The sequence below is a fragment of the Luteolibacter pohnpeiensis genome (genome assembly GCF_016595435.1).
Taxonomy (GTDB): Bacteria; Verrucomicrobiota; Verrucomicrobiia; order Verrucomicrobiales; family Akkermansiaceae; genus Luteolibacter; species Luteolibacter pohnpeiensis.
In genome coordinates, this window is sequence record NZ_JAENIJ010000006.1 from 168,308 (window position 1) to 184,646 (window position 16,339).

Below are 16,339 nucleotides of genomic sequence, written 5' to 3' on the forward strand. Positions count from 1 at the left end.
GGGTTAGATGGCTCCGACAAATTGTCCCTCCCTCTCTACGAAACCAGCCATTTTTGCCTCAACTTCAATCACATGGACCCCTTTTCACCCATTTGGTATGTTTGCTACATCGTTGTTCTTCTGGGGCTTGCGGGCTATGGATCACACCGGCTCACCATCATTTTCCTCTATCTGAAGCATTCCCGCAAGCGGCCTGAACCGCTCGAAATGTTCAAGGACCTTCCGTTGGTCACCGTGCAGCTGCCGGTTTTCAACGAAATGCACGTGGTGGATCGCCTGCTTGATTCAGTCGCTGCCCTCGATTACCCGCAGGACAAGCTGCAAATCCAACTCTTGGACGACTCCACGGACGAAACGGTGGATATCTGCCGCCAAGGGATTGAGCGCCTCAAAGCAAAAGGCTTTGATGCTGAACACATTCACCGCACCGACCGCACCGGATTCAAGGCTGGCGCACTCGAAAACGGCACCCGCTTTGCCAGAGGCGAGTATTTGTTCATTCTCGATGCCGACTTCGTTCCGAAGCCGGATGTGCTGCAAAAGACGATCCACTATTTCTCCGATCCCAAAATCGGCATGCTGCAGACGCGTTGGGGCCACCTCAACCGCACCTTCAACCTCCTCACCCGCATCCAGGCGATGTTCCTGGATGGTCACTTGGAATTGGAGCAAACAGCCCGGAACCGTTCCGGTCGTTTCTTTACCTTCAACGGAACCGGCGGAATTTGGCGCAAATCTTGCATCGCGGACGCTGGCGGCTGGGAACATGACACCCTCACCGAGGACATGGACCTCAGTTACCGGGCCCAACTCAAAGGCTGGCGCTTCATTTTCCTCAACGATGTCGAAACTCCTGCAGAACTCCCGGTTGATATGGATGGCTTCAAAAGCCAGCAACATCGCTGGACCAAAGGTTCGATCCAGGTTTGCAAGAAGGTCCTTCCTGCCATCTGGAGAAGCAAGGTGCCGCTTTTCATCAAAATGGAAGCCACGGCGCACCTCACTTCGAACTTCGCCTACCTGCTACTCATTTGCCTTTGCTTCCTCATCTACCCAAGCCAGCACCAGCCGGACTTTGGTAAGTTCACCTACTACATCATCAACGGCCCGATCTTCTTCTTTGCGTCCGTTTCTGTTGTTCTTTTCTACCTCACCTCACAAAAGGCGCTCCGCCCTCACACTTGGTGGAAAGAAATTCCTTATCTTCCTCTGCTGCTTGCCCTCGGCATCGGCATGTCCATCAATAATGCCAAAGCGGTGATGGAAGCTCTCTTCAATCATCAGACTGGATTTGTCCGCACGCCGAAATACGGCATCGGTCAATCAAGCCGCTCGGATTGGAAAAAGAGCAGCTACAAGGCGATGAAGACGCTCACTCCATTCGTGGAGCTGCTGTTCGGATTCTTCTTCCTGTTTGTCATTATTGAAGCCGCCATGGAAGGCCGCTGGTCCTCGACCATTTTGCTCCTTCCATTCCCGGTCGGCTTTTTCTACACCTCTCTCTCATCACTCACCCGTATGCTTCCCTCCGGCCCTTCTGCGGAAGCGAGTCCCGTAATCGACCCTAAAGATAACTGAATCCCCGGAACCATCCATGACTTGGAGCATTTTTCGCAAACTCGTCCCGGCCGCTCTCGGCTTGGTCTTTGCCTTCTCCTTCACCAGCTGCGCCCCGATCAAAGATGATCATAACAAAATGATCATCAGCGTGAGTGACCAGAAATTGCTGCTCGTTCACGACGGCAAACCGGTGAAGGTCTATAATGTCTCCACTTCAAAATTTGGTATCGGTGACCAGCCTGGCAGCAACCGCACGCCTTTAGGTCACTTGCAGGTCGCAAAAAAAATCGGCGACAATGCGCCAGCCGGCATGGTTTTCAAAGGCCGTCGGCCAACAGGAGAAATTATTCAACCGAATGCTCCTGGCCGTGACCCGATCGTCAGCCGCATCCTCTGGCTCAACGGGACTGAAAGTCACAACCGAAATGCGTTCAACCGCTACATCTACATCCATGGAACTCCGGAGGAAAGCCGACTCGGAACTCCTGCTTCCTACGGATGCATCCGCATGGGCTGCAACGATGTCGTCGATCTCTACAACCGGGTTGGTGCCGGAGCCGATGTCGTCGTTATTCGTGGCTCGATGAAAAAGCCGCGCACCGAGGCAGGGGATGCACCTACCTATACGGCCAATGCGATCACCCCAAACCGGACTTCTACTTAAAATACCCCAAACCAGAGCTTGACACTGCGGCTGGAATTTCTATTTTCCCCGGCCCCGTCAGGAAACCGACAATTTTTTCCAAACCATCATGGCCAATCACAAATCTTCCATCAAGCGCGCCCGCCAAACCATCGTTCGCACTGAGCGCAACCGTGCGGAAAAAAGCCGCTTCAAGACGCTTCGCAAGAACGTTCTCGCTGCTGTTGCTGCTGGTGACAAGGATGCCGCCATCAAAGCAAGCTCCGCTTTCTCTTCGGTGATCGACAAGGCTGCCAAACGCAACCTCGTTCATCCGAACAAAGCCGCGAACCTGAAAAGCAAAACCGCTAAGGCAATCGCTGGCATCGCCTGAGTCCAATCCTGTCGGGATTCGGAAAAAATCAAGCGGGCCGGCCTTCCGGTGCCGCTTTTTTTATACCATCATGCCAAATCCATCGTCCACCGACGCTCGCGCCAAGACGGCTGCAAAGATTGCGGCCAATCCATCCGCTTACAAAGTTTGTGAGGGATGTGATTCCATCGTCGGCGCAGGAACCGCACTTTGCCCGAACTGCCATAGCTTCCGGTTCGATTCGGAAGCCGCTCAGGTTGTCAAGCAGGCAAAGCTTCTCGGATCCCGTGAGCAGAAATCGGTGACGGCAGAAGATTTGGGTTAAAAAATGGCCAATCCGGACGGATTTAAAGAGTGGCAAGTGGTCTGCGACGCCCTTGCCCGTGGGCGGCAATCGATTTTGCTGCGTAAAGGGGGCATCCATGAAGGACGCGCAGGCTTTTCCTTCGCCCATGAGTCGTTTTTCCTATTTCCCACCCGCTTTCATGCACTGGGTGATCAGGTGCGCGAAGGAGTGGTGGAGGTGATGCCGGAATGGCAGGCAGGTGACATCATTCGCATTACCCATCATGCCAAGGCAGTCTCGGCGGTAACGTTGACCGATTGGGCGCAAGTCCAGGCTCTGGAGCCGTTCCATATCTACTCTGAGAAGACCGTGAAAGATCGGTTCGATTGGGAAGGCAAAGGGATGACTGCAGGTAGCATCCACGTCGCATTGGTGCGTGTGGTGAAGCTAGCTGAAGCGTGGGAGTTCGCTTACGAGCCGAAGTATGGTGGATGCCGGAGTTGGCTCAAAATGCCGGAACCACCGGCCGATTGGGAAGCATCTGCTGAGCCGGTATTGTTGGATGCGGCGTTCGGGGAACTTTGCGCACAGCTGAAACTCTGATCGGATTCCTTGCGCTAAGCGGCACCATTTGATGGTGTGTCGCATGCTGGAAAGCATCCATATTCGGGGTTTTCGATCACTTCGCGAGTTCCGCCTGCGTCTCCGCAGAGTCACGGTGGTGACTGGGAAAAATGAGGTGGGAAAGTCGAATTTGTATCGCTCTCTCGCGCTCCTGCAAAAAATGGCTGAGGGCAAATTTGCCGAGTCAATTGCAGCAGAGGGAGCGATGCAGAAATTGCTATGGGCTGGAAAACGTCGCAAAGATGAAGCGTTACGCCTGTCGTGGGAGGTAAAGCATGCGGATTTCGAGTTTTCGATCGATTGTGGCTTAGCCGCAGCGTCACGGGACCCGTCGAATCCATCCCTATTTATGACCGATCCCGAGATCAAACTGGAGACCCTCCATTACAGTCGGAGCTCCCGATTGATGGCGAAGCGCAAAGGCCCTTCGATTGAATTGCGGAATCCAGCGGGAAAAATGGAGGTGTCGCCACTTCCTTTTCACGTTCCGGAATCGATGGTTTCCGAAATTCGCGATGCAGGCCGCTCTCCCACACTAGTCGCGGTGAGGGAGACCTTGTTGAACTGGCGATTTTATCATCAGTTTCGCACCGATCCCGACTCCCCGATGCGCCGTCCGCAGGTTGGTTGCAGATCGCCCATTCTCGCCCATGACGGCTCCAATCTTGCAGCGGCTCTGCAAACGATTCGTGAGTCAGGGAAGCAAGACACGCTAAACGAGATCATCGCCTCAGCATTACCGGGCCTGGAGTGGCATTCCGTTGATGAAATGGGAGGTTTCCAGCTGCAGATCGCCAAGCCGGATATCGATCGAACCTTTGACGCCGCGGAGTTGTCCGATGGGACTCTTCGCTTTTTCTGTCTGAGCGCCGCTCTGTGCACCGAAAAACTGCCGCCGTTTCTGGTTCTGAACGAGCCTGAAACCAGTTTGCATCCGGAGTTGATCCCGGCACTTGCGGAATTGATCGCACAGGTTCCTGAGACCACTCAGTTACTTATTGTCACGCATTCTTCGGAGCTGACACATCATATTGTTGAGCGGTGCGAAGCAAAGGTGATCGAGCTGGTAAATTACAAAGATGAGACTCGTTCGGCTGAGGAGGCGTCGTCGAAGCGAGTTTGGACTTTTGAATGACTCATGGGCGGGTTGCGCTCGAATTTTCAGGAGCACTAGGCATGATCCACGGCCGTGATCTACGCGCTCGATCTCATTGCCGTCGCCGTTTTTGCCGCCAGTGGAACTTTGGCTGCGATGGCTGCCAACATGGATCCTGTGGGAATCTTTGTCTTGGCCTCGGTGACGGCAATCGGCGGTGGGACGATTCGTGACCTGTTGCTGGGTCGGCATCCGATTTTCTGGATCAAGGATCCTGCACCGCTTTTTGTGATCATTGGTTCAGCGATTTTTACGGTGGCATGGACGCAGCTTTTGCCTGTTCCACAGCACGCACTGTTGACTGCGGATGCTCTGGGGCTGGCGCTTTTCGCGATCACGGGCGCTCAAATTGCCGAGGTGAAAGGGTGCTCGCCATTGGTTGTCATCCTCATGGGAACTCTAACAGGATCAGGCGGAGGGGTGATCCGCGATGTTCTAACAGCTCGGGTGCCGCTGCTGCTGCGCGCTGATATTTACGCATCTGCGGCAGTCGCGGGGATTGTGGTTTATCTGGTTTTGCGAGCGATCCCCAAGTTAAGCCAAGCGGCGATGGTGAGCGGCATTGCGGTCGTTGCCATCACCCGTCTGTTGGCAGTTGCCTTCGATCTAAGCTTGCCAGCGCTTGGCATGCCGAAATGAGGCACGGTTTTAGGAGCAAATCAGAGGCGAGCAAGATATCCCCAATTCGGACTTTGCTGAAATGTCTCCCCATTAGCCCGCAAATTTCCAATTCGGTTGCCAGTCTTTGGGGAGGGACTCGCCTTTTAAGGCCGCGCGGATCATTTCAATCGGGATCGGGCCTTGATGCAAAATCTGGTCGTGAAATTCACGCAGGCTGAGTTTGCCTTTGGCGTCTTCATTGCCCGCTGAGGGCGCGGTGAGCTCCTTCTGCATCGCGTGAATTTGCAGCCCGCCGATCATGTAAGCCGCTTGATAGAGCGGTCCATAGCTCGGGCCGATGTAGCGGCGAACTTCAGCTGTGGCACCTGCTCGCTCGTGGCCAACCCGATCGACCAGGAAATCGATCATCTCATTTGGCGTCATTTCTCCGAGGTGGAATTTGAGACTGACAATGATCCGCGCGCAGCGGTGCATGCGCCAGAAAAGCGCGCCGACTTTTTCCTCCGGGGTGCCGATGTAACCTTGATCCCACAGTTCCATTTCCCAATGCAGGGCCCATCCTTCGATCAAAAATGGGGTGCGGAACATGGATCGATAGGCGGCGTATCGGCGGGCCATGAAGCCTTGCAAATGGTGGCCGGGAATCAGCTCGTGAGGGGTGACGATATGCATGAACCCGTAAGCATTGCCACGCATCGCCTGCAGCTTTTGCTCGTAATCCATATCTTCATGGCCATAGGCGACCATGATGTGTGGTTGGCCGTAGACCGCGTATGGCAGCGTTTTCTGTTGCTCAGGGCCGAGCATGTCGATGCCCCAGGTTTCCTCGGCTAACGGGGGAATGGTGACGAGGTCTTTTTCCTTGAGGAAGGCGATCGCTTTTTCTGCTTCAGAGATGGCGACTCCAGCTTGGCCACCGGGTGGCACGAGATGGGATTTTACTTTTTCCAGCGCTTCCTGAGTGGTGGAACAACCCATCTCGGCAGCGGCTTTTTTCATTTCCGCTTCGCACCAACTGAACTGTCGGTTGGCGATGTTGATCAGCTCATCAGCAGAATAGGGAATCATTTCCGCACGCAGCGAGTTGCGGATGGCGTCCGCTCCGATTGGATTTCCGACAAGCGGGTCATTGGCCTCTCCCTTTTGCCCGGCGATGTCCTTGCGCAGAAAGTCGCTGTATTCGCCAAGTGCCTTGGTCAGTTGCTCGTAGGATTCGCGATTCCACCAGGTGAATTCGGGTTGGAAGCCATCGTAGAGTGAATACCAATCGCGCAGTCGATTTTTTAGCTCGTTGATTTCACCCGCAGCGCGGAGCGCGGGAACCTGGCTGACTTTGAGCGCATTTTCCGGGGCATCTTTCGCTCGGCCTTCATTCAGCTTTTGACGCAATTCCTTCAAATCCGCGATCGCTTGGGAAAGGGTGGCTGCGGATGATTGAGGATCGGCCAATTTTCGTTCGGCGAGCTCTTGGGTAAGGCCCAGAAGTGGGTCGGCGAATGCCAGCAAGGGACGGGTTTCCTGGAGTTGCGTTTGCTCCAGATCCAACTCGTCGAGATTTTCCTGAATGGATGTATTGAGCAAATGCCAATCGATGCGCGCGGTGGGATCGAGCTTTTCGTAATCCAATCCATCCAGGCGTTTTTGCCAGTCGGTGAGCAGCTGTTTTTCCCGTGCCTGTTGGGTGGAACTCCATGAAACTGCTGCTGAACTCGCAAGGTCCCGGCGGTCAGCCTGGAATTCCCCGATCAGTGAGTCCAGTCCCGCTGCATGAGCGGTCACGGAAAGTAAAGCAACGAGCAGAAGGGACGAACGCATGACTGGTTATGTCGAATTTACGGCGAGGGTAACCAGTGGAAAATCGACGAAGAATGTGTGACATCCCAGAAGTTCGAAATCCAATCGGGAAAGGATATTCAAGGGGTAGCGACTCTTGGCGGTCTCCTCGTGGTCGTGGGGGCACTCACTTAAGCGGTGGAAAGCATGGATCACGGGGATTGGTATCGGCTTGCTCGGTTTCTTTTTGATATCAATTGCAGCGCAGGCATCCGCCTCGGTCTAGGATGCTGAAATCTGGCTAGACTAGCCGAAATTTAGGCTTATTCTCCACTTGTGAAAGGAAGAACGTGGCAGCTTCAGGAAGCAAAAAACCACTTCAGCGAGGTGGTTGAGCAGGCGGTGAAATGTGGCGCCCAAACGGTGACCAAACACGGCAAGCCTACGGTGATGATTGTTTCTGTGGCGGACTTTGAAAAATCGATGGCTCCGAAAAAGTCACTTTTCGCCGCAATCCGTGAATGCCCGGCAAGTTTATCTCAGCTGATCGGGGACCGGTCTGCCGACCAAGCTCGCGACCTGCGATTTTGAATCGTGGCTTACTTACTGGACACAAATGTCATTTGTGAAGCGACGGCGAAGCAGCCCGACCTGAAGGTTCTTGCTTGGTTGGAGATGCATTCGGCTGATTCCTATCTATCAGCACTAACGCTTGGTGAGATTTGGAAAGGAATTCGGCTTATGCCTGCGGGCAAGCGCAAGAATGCAATGGCCGCTTGGGCAGAAGGAATCGAACGCGATTTTACCGAGGTCATCTTAAACTTCGATGTCGGTTTGATGAAAACCTGGGCTGGTTTTTATGCAGAACATGAGTCGAAAGGACGAAATCTTGGGCTGATGGACAGTCTGATTGCTTCAACCGCCTTGCACCATGATCTGATTTTGGTAACCCGGAATGTCCGCGATTTTCCCGCAGACATCCGGGTGATCAATCCGTGGGATTGAACTCAATATCCCTTCAGCCACTCGATGATATCAGCGAGGTCCTGCGCGCTGAGTCCGAGTTGATCGGCGTTGAGCATGAGAGAGCGGTCCATGGGTTTGCGTCCGGCGATTTGGTCGGCGTTCACTTTCTGGGTCAATCCACCTTGCGTGCGAATCGTCAGCGGGTCGCCCTCGGCAATGATCAGACCGTCAATCCAGCGACCGTCCTTGAGTTGAATCGCGGTGCCATCAAAGCCGTGTGAAATGTCTGCCGATGGCGTGATCACCGCTTTTGCAATCACGCTGGGTGGTTGGCGACTGCCGAAGCCTTTCAAATCCGGTCCAAAGTCCGGACCGTTGCCATCGATCTTGTGGCACATCACGCAGCGAGCGGCGGCGATCTTACCTTTTGCGGCATCGCCTTTCAAAGCGACGACTTCTTCGGCGGTGAACTTAGTGGATTCCGGTTTGGCAGGGACGATGACCTCAACCAATGGCTCCTGTTTTTTGATCAAGCCTCGCTCTTCCATTTTTGGTTTGAGGTGAAATGAGGCCCACTCGCCGTCATTGCGGTTTTCCAACCACCACATCGCTTGATCATGAACTGGAGTATCTTTCTTCGCGAGGTCCATCATCGCATCCGCAGCGGCAGGAACCTTGATGAACGCGATCGAATCGACAGCCAGCTTGCGTTGCTCATCGGTTAGATTCGTATTCGTCGCACGAGTTTTGAGCGCTGGAAGTGCAGCCTCCGGCATCAGGCGCCACGTCAGGCGGGCGAAGGCATCCGACCATGGAGTCGACGCGTTTTTCTGCAGTGCGGCCCAGAGGTCGGCGGTGTTTTTTCCTGCGCCAAGGCCGAGTGATTCCAGATAAGCGCGATCCTTGCCGTCGTAGCGATTCGCAACATCAACCAGCACTTCTTTTGCTTCCGAAAATGGCCGATAGCGCATAGCAAGTGCGGCTTCCGCACGGACGATCGGTGACGGATCTTGCGCGAGCTTTTTCGCGAACGGCAGCGCATCGACTTTGCCATCGGTGCGGCGGATTGCGCGAAATGCGGTCAGCCGCACATTTTCGTCATCGGAAGCGAGCAGCGTGTTCAGTTTCGCGATGCCTTTCTCGCCGAGATAGGGCAGCAACCAGATCGCGCGTGCCGAAAGGTAGGGATTTGGATCGTTCAGCACCGAAACGACTGCATCGAATGCGGCTGGGCCAGATTTTTTCAAAGTTTGGAAGCCGAGCCAGCGTGTGTTCACGGCAGGCGAGCGCAGTGCCTGGACCGCACCAGCGAGGGTGGACGGATCGATTTTCGGCACGACGGATTTGAAGTTTTTCGGCGCGACCCGATAGATGATCCCGAATGCATTTTCATCCTGCGTGTCGTGACCGCCGACGCGTGGATCGGTCCAGTCGCTGATGTAAATGGCACCATCGGGTCCGACTGCGACATCGGATGGACGGAACAGGAAATGTTTCACCTCGTCCACCGGGCGGCCTTGTTGCTTTTGCACGCCGCCGACGAAGTCAGAGCCATCGAAAACACGAGCCGGGTTGGTGGTTAGAAAATCGGTTCGATTCAAAACTGCATCCGCGCCATCGCGGGTCGGCTGATAGGAGAAAATCGTGTTTCGTCCGGGTTCACCGCAAAGCAGCGTGCCGATGAATTTGTCGCCCATCGCACCGTTTTCGTAGAACGCAACTCCGGTTGGCGATCCGCCGCCGTAAACGTCACCGGCAGGCATCACTCCCGGATCTTCCTGCCGCCACTCAGCCGTGGGGGTGTCCTGACCGGGGCGTCGATCGGCATTCCAGTAGCGTGAGCCATCGCGCGAGAAAAATCCGGCGCTGCCGTGCTCGATCACGCGGGTCACCCGGCATGCTGGCGGGTCGTCGTTGTCACTTTGATAAACATCGCCGATCGAGGTGACCGTCTGTTCGTAGGAATTCCGATAATCGTGGCCGATGATTTCCGCGTCGGTTGCATCCGGATTCATTCGCACGGTGAATCCACCGACGTAGACAAATCCGTCATCCGATGGCTTGCCGACGAACTGGGTGACGTCCGAAACGTATTTCGAGTAGGGTTCGTGAATGTAGCAGGAACCGATGCCGAATGTTTTGCCGGAGGCGTCGGTGAATTTGCCGCCGGTGTTGCCTTGGCTGAAATACCATTTGCCGTCTGGCCCGGCGGTGAGCGAATGCAGCGAGTGGTCGTGATTGCGGCCGTTGAAGCCGGTCAGCATCACTTCGCGGGTGTCGCCTTGGTCCGGTTCGAATTTGCCGTCGCGGTTGACGTCGGTCAGTTTCAGCAAGTTCGGTGGTTGGGAAACGATGACCACGTTGTCAAAAACCGCGATGCCCAGAGGCGCGAGCAACTCCGGGTCTTGCCAGAAAACAGAGGACTTGTCCGCTTTGCCATCGCCATCGGTATCTTCCAAAATCACGATCCGATCTCCTTTCGGCTGGCGGTCGGCTTTGCCACGGTAGTCCACCCCTTCCGTCACCCACATGCGGCCGCGGTGGTCGATGTCGAAATTTGTCGGATTGTAGAGCAGGGGTGATGCCGCCCAGGCGGTCACTTGGAAATCCTCTGAGCAGACGAATGCATCCAATTGAGTATCAGGGACAGTCGTCGGGTGTTCCCAGGCATAAGCATTGGGCAGGATGGCGAGGGTGGCGAGCCAGTGAAAATATCTCATGAGTTTGGAAAGATTACGCCGTGAAATGGCATTTCTTGCTTTCGTAGTGTCCGCGAACGGCTCGCTTTGACAAAAAAGGTTGGGCGAAATAAATCCATAGCCATGCGTTCTCTCATCAAACACGTCCTCCACCGCGAGGAGCCCACGGATGAACTCCACGTCGCCGGCTGGGTCCGCACGCGCCGGGATTCAAAGGCATTTTCGTTTCTTGAACTGAACGATGGCACTTGCCTGGGCAACCTGCAGATCATCGCCGATGCAGGCATTCCCGGCTACGAATCGATCGCAAAAATGACCACTGGCGCCTCGGTGGAAGTGCATGGAAAATTGATCCCATCGCCCGCAGCCGGTCAGAAATGGGAAGTGCAGGCGACCTCGGTGAAGCTGTTAGGCACGGCACCCGATGATTATCCGTTGCAGAAAAAAGGTCACTCGCCCGAGTTCCTGCGCTCGATCGCCCACTTGCGCCCGCGCACGAATCTTTACGGTGCGGTGTTCCGCATGCGTAGCCGCATGGCCTACGCGGTGCACAAATTTTTCCAGGAGCAGGATTTCATTTACGTCCACACGCCCATCATCACCGCCAGCGATTGCGAAGGTGCGGGCGAAATGTTCCGCGTGACGACCCTGCCGGACGACAAAATCTCCAAGGACGCCGAGGATTTCTTCCACAAACGCGCCTACCTCACCGTCAGCGGTCAGCTGGAAGGCGAGACGTTTGCCTGCGCGCTTTCCAACATCTACACCTTCGGCCCGACCTTCCGCGCGGAGAATTCCAACACCTCACGCCACGCCGCCGAGTTCTGGATGATTGAGCCGGAAGTCGCGTTCTGCGATCTGGAAGGCGACATGGATCTGGCCGAGGCCTTGGTGAAATACCTGGTCAAAGAGGCGCTCGAAAATAGCGAAGGCGATCTCACCATTTTCGAAAAATTCGTCGATAAGGGGCTGCGCGAGCGGCTCGAGTTCGTCGCAAGCCGTCCGTTCGAACGAATCAGCTACACCGAGGCGGTCGAGCTTTTGAAGGCAAGCGGCAAGAAATTTGCCTATCCGGTCGAATACGGCCTCAACCTGCAATCCGAGCACGAGCGCTGGTTGACCGAAGAACATTTCAAAAAGCCGGTCACCGTTTTCAATTATCCAAAAGAGATCAAACCGTTCTACATGCGTCTCAATGACGATGGCAAAACGGTGACCGCCATGGACGTCTTGGTTCCCGGCATCGGTGAAATCGTCGGTGGCTCGCAACGCGAAGAACGGCTTGATGTGTTGTTAGAGAATTTCAAGAAGCACGATCTCGATCCCGAAGCCTACGGCTGGTATGCGGATCTGCGGAAATATGGCAGCGTTCCGCACGCGGGCTTCGGCCTTGGCTTTGAGCGGCTGCTCATGTTCGTTACCGGCATGTCCAACATCCGTGACGTCATCCCATTTGCCCGGACACCGGGAACTTGTGAGTTTTAATGTGTGAAGCCCGATCCATGACCACGGAAGAAATCCAACAATACGTCGATGCCGCAGTGCGTGGCAAGTTTCCTGACGTCACGACTGAGTCTGGCGAAATGATGACCAGTGAAGGCGGCGATGGCCGATTTTTGGGAAAAGTGATCGCAACCCGGTATTCGGATTTTCCGGACGGGCGCGACCTTTACCTCGCAATCGGCGAAACCAAGCACCAACGGCAGATCATCAAATTCGGAGATTCCGAATGCCTCGCGCCCGGCGAGAATGAATTGGATCTGCTGTTGCTCAAGGAACTGGGAATCGGTGATCCAGAGCAGATTGTATCGAGCGGGGAGGACGACGGGGAATAGAAAACCTCTCGCGCAATTGGCTCGATAGGTTGCAAATTATAAGAAATTTTGCAACAAGATTGGGTGATTCTTTAACTAGGTAATTGAACGGTTGATGCTCATTTCACGAGCATCAGCCGCTATCGAACCAAGAAAGATGAACCCATGAAATCCATATCCATCAGATTATGGCTTATCGCTTCGGCGATGGCGATGCCCTTGCTTCATGCCCAGGAAGGGCAAACGAAGGTCGGCAAAATCGAACAAAAGGTATTGCGAAATCAATACCGGCAAGCTGTCCAGGCGTTGGTTGATGCTGGTCAGAAATCCAGTTCGAACGATGTGCCGGTAAGCCCGGGAGTAATCAGTAAACAATTGCGTTGGCTTTCCATTTTGTCCGCCCAGCTGGTGGCCGATCAGAAGGCTGATGTGATCAACTCTGAGGAAATGAAGTCCCATGCTGAAGATATTAATGGCCTCGCATGGAGCATGGTGAGGGCAAGGGAGTCGGCGAAGCGGCAACCGGCAATTGCGCTCAAGCTGATCAACATTGCGCTCGAAATGGGTGGGGAAGATGGACAGCTGAAGCCGATGATGCAGGACACGAAAGCACGTGCGCTATTTCTTTTGGGCAATCATGAAGAGGCGATCGCCTTGCAAGAGTCAGCTGTCGCAGCAGCTACTAATGCAGCCATGAAAACCGAGATGTTGGCGACGCTCAATTCTTTCAAGAAAGGTGAACTGCCGGAGGTGCCTACCAATGAATCGGGATCTCTTAAAATAGCGAAGAAACTCAGTGCGATCATTATACCAAAAGTTGATTTTGACGACACTCCAATCGAGGAGGCTGTAAGGTTTTTACAGGATCAATGCGCGAAACTAGATACCACAGAGCCGGATCCAAAGTTGAAAGGGGTGAAAATCTTGCTGGAACTTCCTAAAGATCCTCTAGGAAGATCATTGAAAACAAAAGTTCATATTCTGCGATTGACCAACGTTCCTGCTTCTACAGTTCTAAAGTATATCTGCGAAAGCACCAAAATGCGTTATAGTGTGGATGATAATGCTGTCACGATCGTGTCGCCGGGTTATCCCTATCTTTTAACTCTCAGGTACTTGATTCCGAAGGAGATGGGGGATTCTCTCGTGGAAATTATGAAATATCTGGATGCGAAAGGTATCAAATTTGGGGCGGGTGCATCAGCTTCATTTGTGCCTTCAACTCACATTTTGACGGTAAATAATTCGCAGGAGGAGTTGGATAAAGTTGGTCAACTCATGGGATCTTTTAATCCAGCGAATTCTGATGCCACAAAGCCGGAGAAACGTTGAATCGATTCCTCATGTTCATCAGCGCCGGTTGGAAATATCCAGCCGGTGCTTTGTGATTTGCGGAACTCTATCGCTTCTGTTAGGAGGGATGCACGAAATACGGATTATGTCTCATCGATACTGAAATATGCCGAATGCTTTCCAAACCCATCTCGGTGAATTTCATACGACTCGCTGGTCGATCGTGATAGGCGCGCGTGGTCAGTCGTCGGCAGATGTGAATGCCTCGGTTGATTCGCTTTATCGGCAGTATCTTTCGCCACTGTATGCCTACGTACGCAGGCGTGGTTACTCATCTCATGATGCACAGGATCTGACGCATGAGTTTTTTTCAAGAATGCTGGAGAAGGGTTGGTTGACATCGGCTCAGCCAGAGCGCGGACGATTGCGCACATTTTTGTTAGTGACACTGAAAAGGTTCCTGGCAAATGAGTGGCACCGCATCAGCGCCGAAAAACGTGGCGGATCTTCACGTTTGGTGAGCCTCCAATCGGAAGAGGGCGAACGACTCTTTTTAGCGGATGCCAGTGCGAGTTCGGCCTTGCCGGATGAGCTACTGTTTGATCGGAATTGGGCGATGGTGTTGATGCAGTCGACTTTGGATCATCTTCGCCACGAATATGCACGCAGCTCTCGGCCGAACGATTTTGAGGTGCTGAAATCCTGCCTCACTGCAGAACGTGGTAGTATTGATTACGCCATGATTGCCCGTGAGCTCGAGCTTCTGCCGGTGTCCGCGCGCAGCGTGGTGCATCGCTTTCGGAAACGTTTCCGGGAAATCTTCCGGGAGGAAGTGGCGGGGACAGTTGCGGCGCCTGATGAAGTCGATGCAGAAATGCAGGCATTGATTTTGACCTTAGGACAGCGATGATGGATACCGAGCGGACGGCATGTCCACGTTGTGGAGATCGATTAACAGACAATCTGTTAGATGGTCTTTGTGCCCGCTGCCTGGGTGCTTTGAATTTCGATACACTTACCCAAGTGACCCGGGTGGAAGGAACCGCCGGGCGCGATCATCAGGTGCCGACCGTTGAGGAACTGGCGGATTTCTTTCCACAACTTGAGATACTGTCCTTGATCGGGCGCGGCGGCATGGGCGTGGTCTACAAGGCACGGCAAAAATCGTTGCATCGCTTTGTCGCATTGAAACTGCTCGCGCCAGAGCGAGCCGGCGATCCAAGTTTTGCGCGGCGATTTGCGAGCGAGGCGAGATCGCTAGCAGCGCTCAACCATCCTCATATCGTTGCCGTTCATGATTTCGGTGAAGCAGGCGGTTACTTCTATCTGTTGATGGAATTTGTCGATGGTGTGAATTTACGACAGCTTATGCAAAGCCGGAGGTTCAGTTCCGATGAGGCATTGGGAATCATCAGCCCGGTTTGCGATGCGCTCCAGGCGGCGCATGAATGCGGGATTATCCACCGCGATGTAAAACCGGAGAATCTTCTGATTGATCGGAATGGCATGGTGAAAATCGCAGATTTCGGGATTTCACGAATGATACACGATACCGTCGAAAGCCCGGTATTCGGTCGAGCTGATGCTGACGTAGCATCACAGACTTTAGCAGCGGGCACGCCAGATTATGCAGCGCCGGAACAGGGTGCTTCGGGTGCCTCTGACCATCGAGTTGATATTTATTCACTGGGAGTCGTGTTGTATGAAATGATTACCGGTGAACGACCTGATCGAGAATTGATCATTCCTCCGTCCAGGCGGACATCAATTGATATGCGGATCGATGATGTCGTTCTGAAGGCCTTGCAAAAGGAACCGGACCTACGCTTTCGGACCATGGATGAGTTTCGCAGAACTCTCGATGAAGCGAGCGGAACCAAACTCGCACCGGATGTGCTGCCTGTGCGGAAACGGCGTGCGACAGCACTGATCCTATCAGTCGCAGTTATGATTTTAGCGTTAGCCGCATGGCTATTTTGGGGAAATTACGCTGGCTCTGAGAATTCATATCAGCCTCAAATCACAAAAGAGCCGGAATTGAAATTCCAGTCGCTCGAAGATGCTTATCAAGCTTTCGAAGAAAACTTCACCGAGCTCCAAGAAGCCCGGAAAGTTAGGGTCGTTGGTAAAGCTGATGGCAGCGCTCCGCCAGCGGACCTGCAGAAAAAAATCGAAAAACTGGAAGCGCGCGACCATCAGCTGCGGGCGGCGATTGCCAAAATGGCAGATCGCACAGGGAAGTGATTTCAGTTCCCATCAGTTGGCGAATTCAATTGCTCCACCACCCGCAGGCGGCGGACGACCAGTTCGTCAATTTCGAGCCGGCGAATTCTTGCGCGCCCCACCACAAGTCGGCCGATGGCAAATGCTCCCACGGCTAGTGCACCGACAGAGATTGCGGAAATGGCGATCGCGCCGATCGCTCCCGCGCCTAGTGCGGCTGCTCCAACGGCACCGGCACCGGATTTGAAGGCGGAACATGGGCTTGGCTGGATTGGATCGATAGCTCCGCAGGATAGGCCGGGTTGAGTTTTGGATTTGCAGGTGAACAT

Annotated in this window: 17 protein-coding genes; 14 read left to right on the forward strand and 3 right to left on the reverse strand. The window is 54.0% G+C overall.

What is annotated here, in order from left to right; genetic code table 11:
- Positions 1-72: 72 nt before the first annotated feature.
- From JIN85_RS05790 to JIN85_RS21905, 7 genes are all read left to right on the forward strand, one after another.
- Complete coding sequence (locus JIN85_RS05790; RefSeq protein WP_200268534.1) at positions 73-1,578, forward strand: cellulose synthase family protein; 1,506 nt, start codon at positions 73-75, stop codon at positions 1,576-1,578.
- Between the two features lie 16 nt (positions 1,579-1,594).
- Positions 1,595-2,224 carry a L,D-transpeptidase gene (locus JIN85_RS05795; protein ID WP_234047258.1) on the forward strand — a complete coding sequence of 210 codons (630 nt, stop codon included), beginning with the start codon at positions 1,595-1,597 and terminating at the stop codon, positions 2,222-2,224.
- An 88-nt stretch (positions 2,225-2,312) separates the two neighbouring features.
- A complete protein-coding gene (gene rpsT, locus JIN85_RS05800) occupies positions 2,313-2,576 on the forward strand; it encodes a 30S ribosomal protein S20 (protein ID WP_200268536.1) in 264 nt (87 codons plus the stop codon).
- 70 nt (positions 2,577-2,646) lie between these two features.
- On the forward strand, positions 2,647-2,880 hold the full coding sequence (locus tag JIN85_RS05805) for a hypothetical protein (protein WP_200268538.1): 234 nt from the start codon (positions 2,647-2,649) through the stop codon (positions 2,878-2,880).
- Positions 2,881-2,883: 3 nt separating this feature from the next.
- Positions 2,884-3,444 (forward strand): DUF1802 family protein, encoded by a 561-nt coding sequence (locus tag JIN85_RS05810; RefSeq protein WP_200268540.1) that lies wholly within the window; start codon positions 2,884-2,886, stop codon positions 3,442-3,444.
- A gap of 43 nt (positions 3,445-3,487) precedes the next feature.
- The gene (locus tag JIN85_RS05815) at positions 3,488-4,600 is read left to right on the forward strand and encodes an AAA family ATPase (protein ID WP_200268542.1); all 1,113 of its coding nucleotides are present in this window, start codon (positions 3,488-3,490) and stop codon (positions 4,598-4,600) included.
- A gap of 54 nt (positions 4,601-4,654) precedes the next feature.
- The gene (locus tag JIN85_RS21905) at positions 4,655-5,260 is read left to right on the forward strand and encodes a trimeric intracellular cation channel family protein (RefSeq protein ID WP_200268544.1); all 606 of its coding nucleotides are present in this window, start codon (positions 4,655-4,657) and stop codon (positions 5,258-5,260) included.
- Between the two features lie 72 nt (positions 5,261-5,332).
- Here the strand turns inward: JIN85_RS21905 and JIN85_RS05825 are convergent, their stop codons facing one another.
- Positions 5,333-7,057, reverse strand: coding sequence for a DUF885 family protein (locus JIN85_RS05825; protein ID WP_200268546.1), 1,725 nt, complete (start codon positions 7,055-7,057; stop codon positions 5,333-5,335).
- Positions 7,058-7,351: 294 nt separating this feature from the next.
- Between JIN85_RS05825 and JIN85_RS05830 the strand changes: the two genes are divergently transcribed.
- Positions 7,352-7,606 (forward strand): type II toxin-antitoxin system Phd/YefM family antitoxin, encoded by a 255-nt coding sequence (locus JIN85_RS05830; RefSeq protein WP_200268548.1) that lies wholly within the window; start codon positions 7,352-7,354, stop codon positions 7,604-7,606.
- A 3-nt stretch (positions 7,607-7,609) separates the two neighbouring features.
- Positions 7,610-8,020 carry a type II toxin-antitoxin system VapC family toxin gene (locus JIN85_RS05835; RefSeq protein ID WP_200268550.1) on the forward strand — a complete coding sequence of 137 codons (411 nt, stop codon included), beginning with the start codon at positions 7,610-7,612 and terminating at the stop codon, positions 8,018-8,020.
- 2 nt (positions 8,021-8,022) lie between these two features.
- Here the strand turns inward: JIN85_RS05835 and JIN85_RS05840 are convergent, their stop codons facing one another.
- Positions 8,023-10,701, reverse strand: coding sequence for a PVC-type heme-binding CxxCH protein (locus JIN85_RS05840; RefSeq protein WP_200268552.1), 2,679 nt, complete (start codon positions 10,699-10,701; stop codon positions 8,023-8,025).
- A gap of 102 nt (positions 10,702-10,803) precedes the next feature.
- Here JIN85_RS05840 and asnS point away from each other — a divergent pair, with 102 nt between their 5' ends.
- From asnS to JIN85_RS05865, 5 genes are all read left to right on the forward strand, one after another.
- A complete protein-coding gene (asnS, locus tag JIN85_RS05845) occupies positions 10,804-12,165 on the forward strand; it encodes an asparagine--tRNA ligase (protein WP_200268554.1) in 1,362 nt (453 codons plus the stop codon).
- A 17-nt stretch (positions 12,166-12,182) separates the two neighbouring features.
- Positions 12,183-12,515: a hypothetical protein gene (locus tag JIN85_RS05850; protein WP_200268557.1), complete on the forward strand. Its 333-nt coding sequence runs from the start codon at positions 12,183-12,185 to the stop codon at positions 12,513-12,515.
- 144 nt (positions 12,516-12,659) lie between these two features.
- The gene (locus JIN85_RS05855) at positions 12,660-13,826 is read left to right on the forward strand and encodes a hypothetical protein (protein ID WP_200268559.1); all 1,167 of its coding nucleotides are present in this window, start codon (positions 12,660-12,662) and stop codon (positions 13,824-13,826) included.
- Between the two features lie 127 nt (positions 13,827-13,953).
- Positions 13,954-14,697: an RNA polymerase sigma factor gene (locus JIN85_RS05860; protein WP_200268561.1), complete on the forward strand. Its 744-nt coding sequence runs from the start codon at positions 13,954-13,956 to the stop codon at positions 14,695-14,697.
- On the forward strand, positions 14,694-16,031 hold the full coding sequence (locus tag JIN85_RS05865) for a serine/threonine-protein kinase (protein WP_200268563.1): 1,338 nt from the start codon (positions 14,694-14,696) through the stop codon (positions 16,029-16,031). The genes JIN85_RS05860 and JIN85_RS05865 overlap by 4 nt, the downstream gene beginning before the upstream one ends.
- Before the next feature lie 2 nt (positions 16,032-16,033).
- On the opposite strand, the gene JIN85_RS05870 is transcribed toward JIN85_RS05865, so the two are convergent.
- The gene (locus tag JIN85_RS05870; RefSeq protein WP_200268565.1) at positions 16,034-16,339 is read right to left on the reverse strand and encodes a hypothetical protein; all 306 of its coding nucleotides are present in this window, start codon (positions 16,337-16,339) and stop codon (positions 16,034-16,036) included.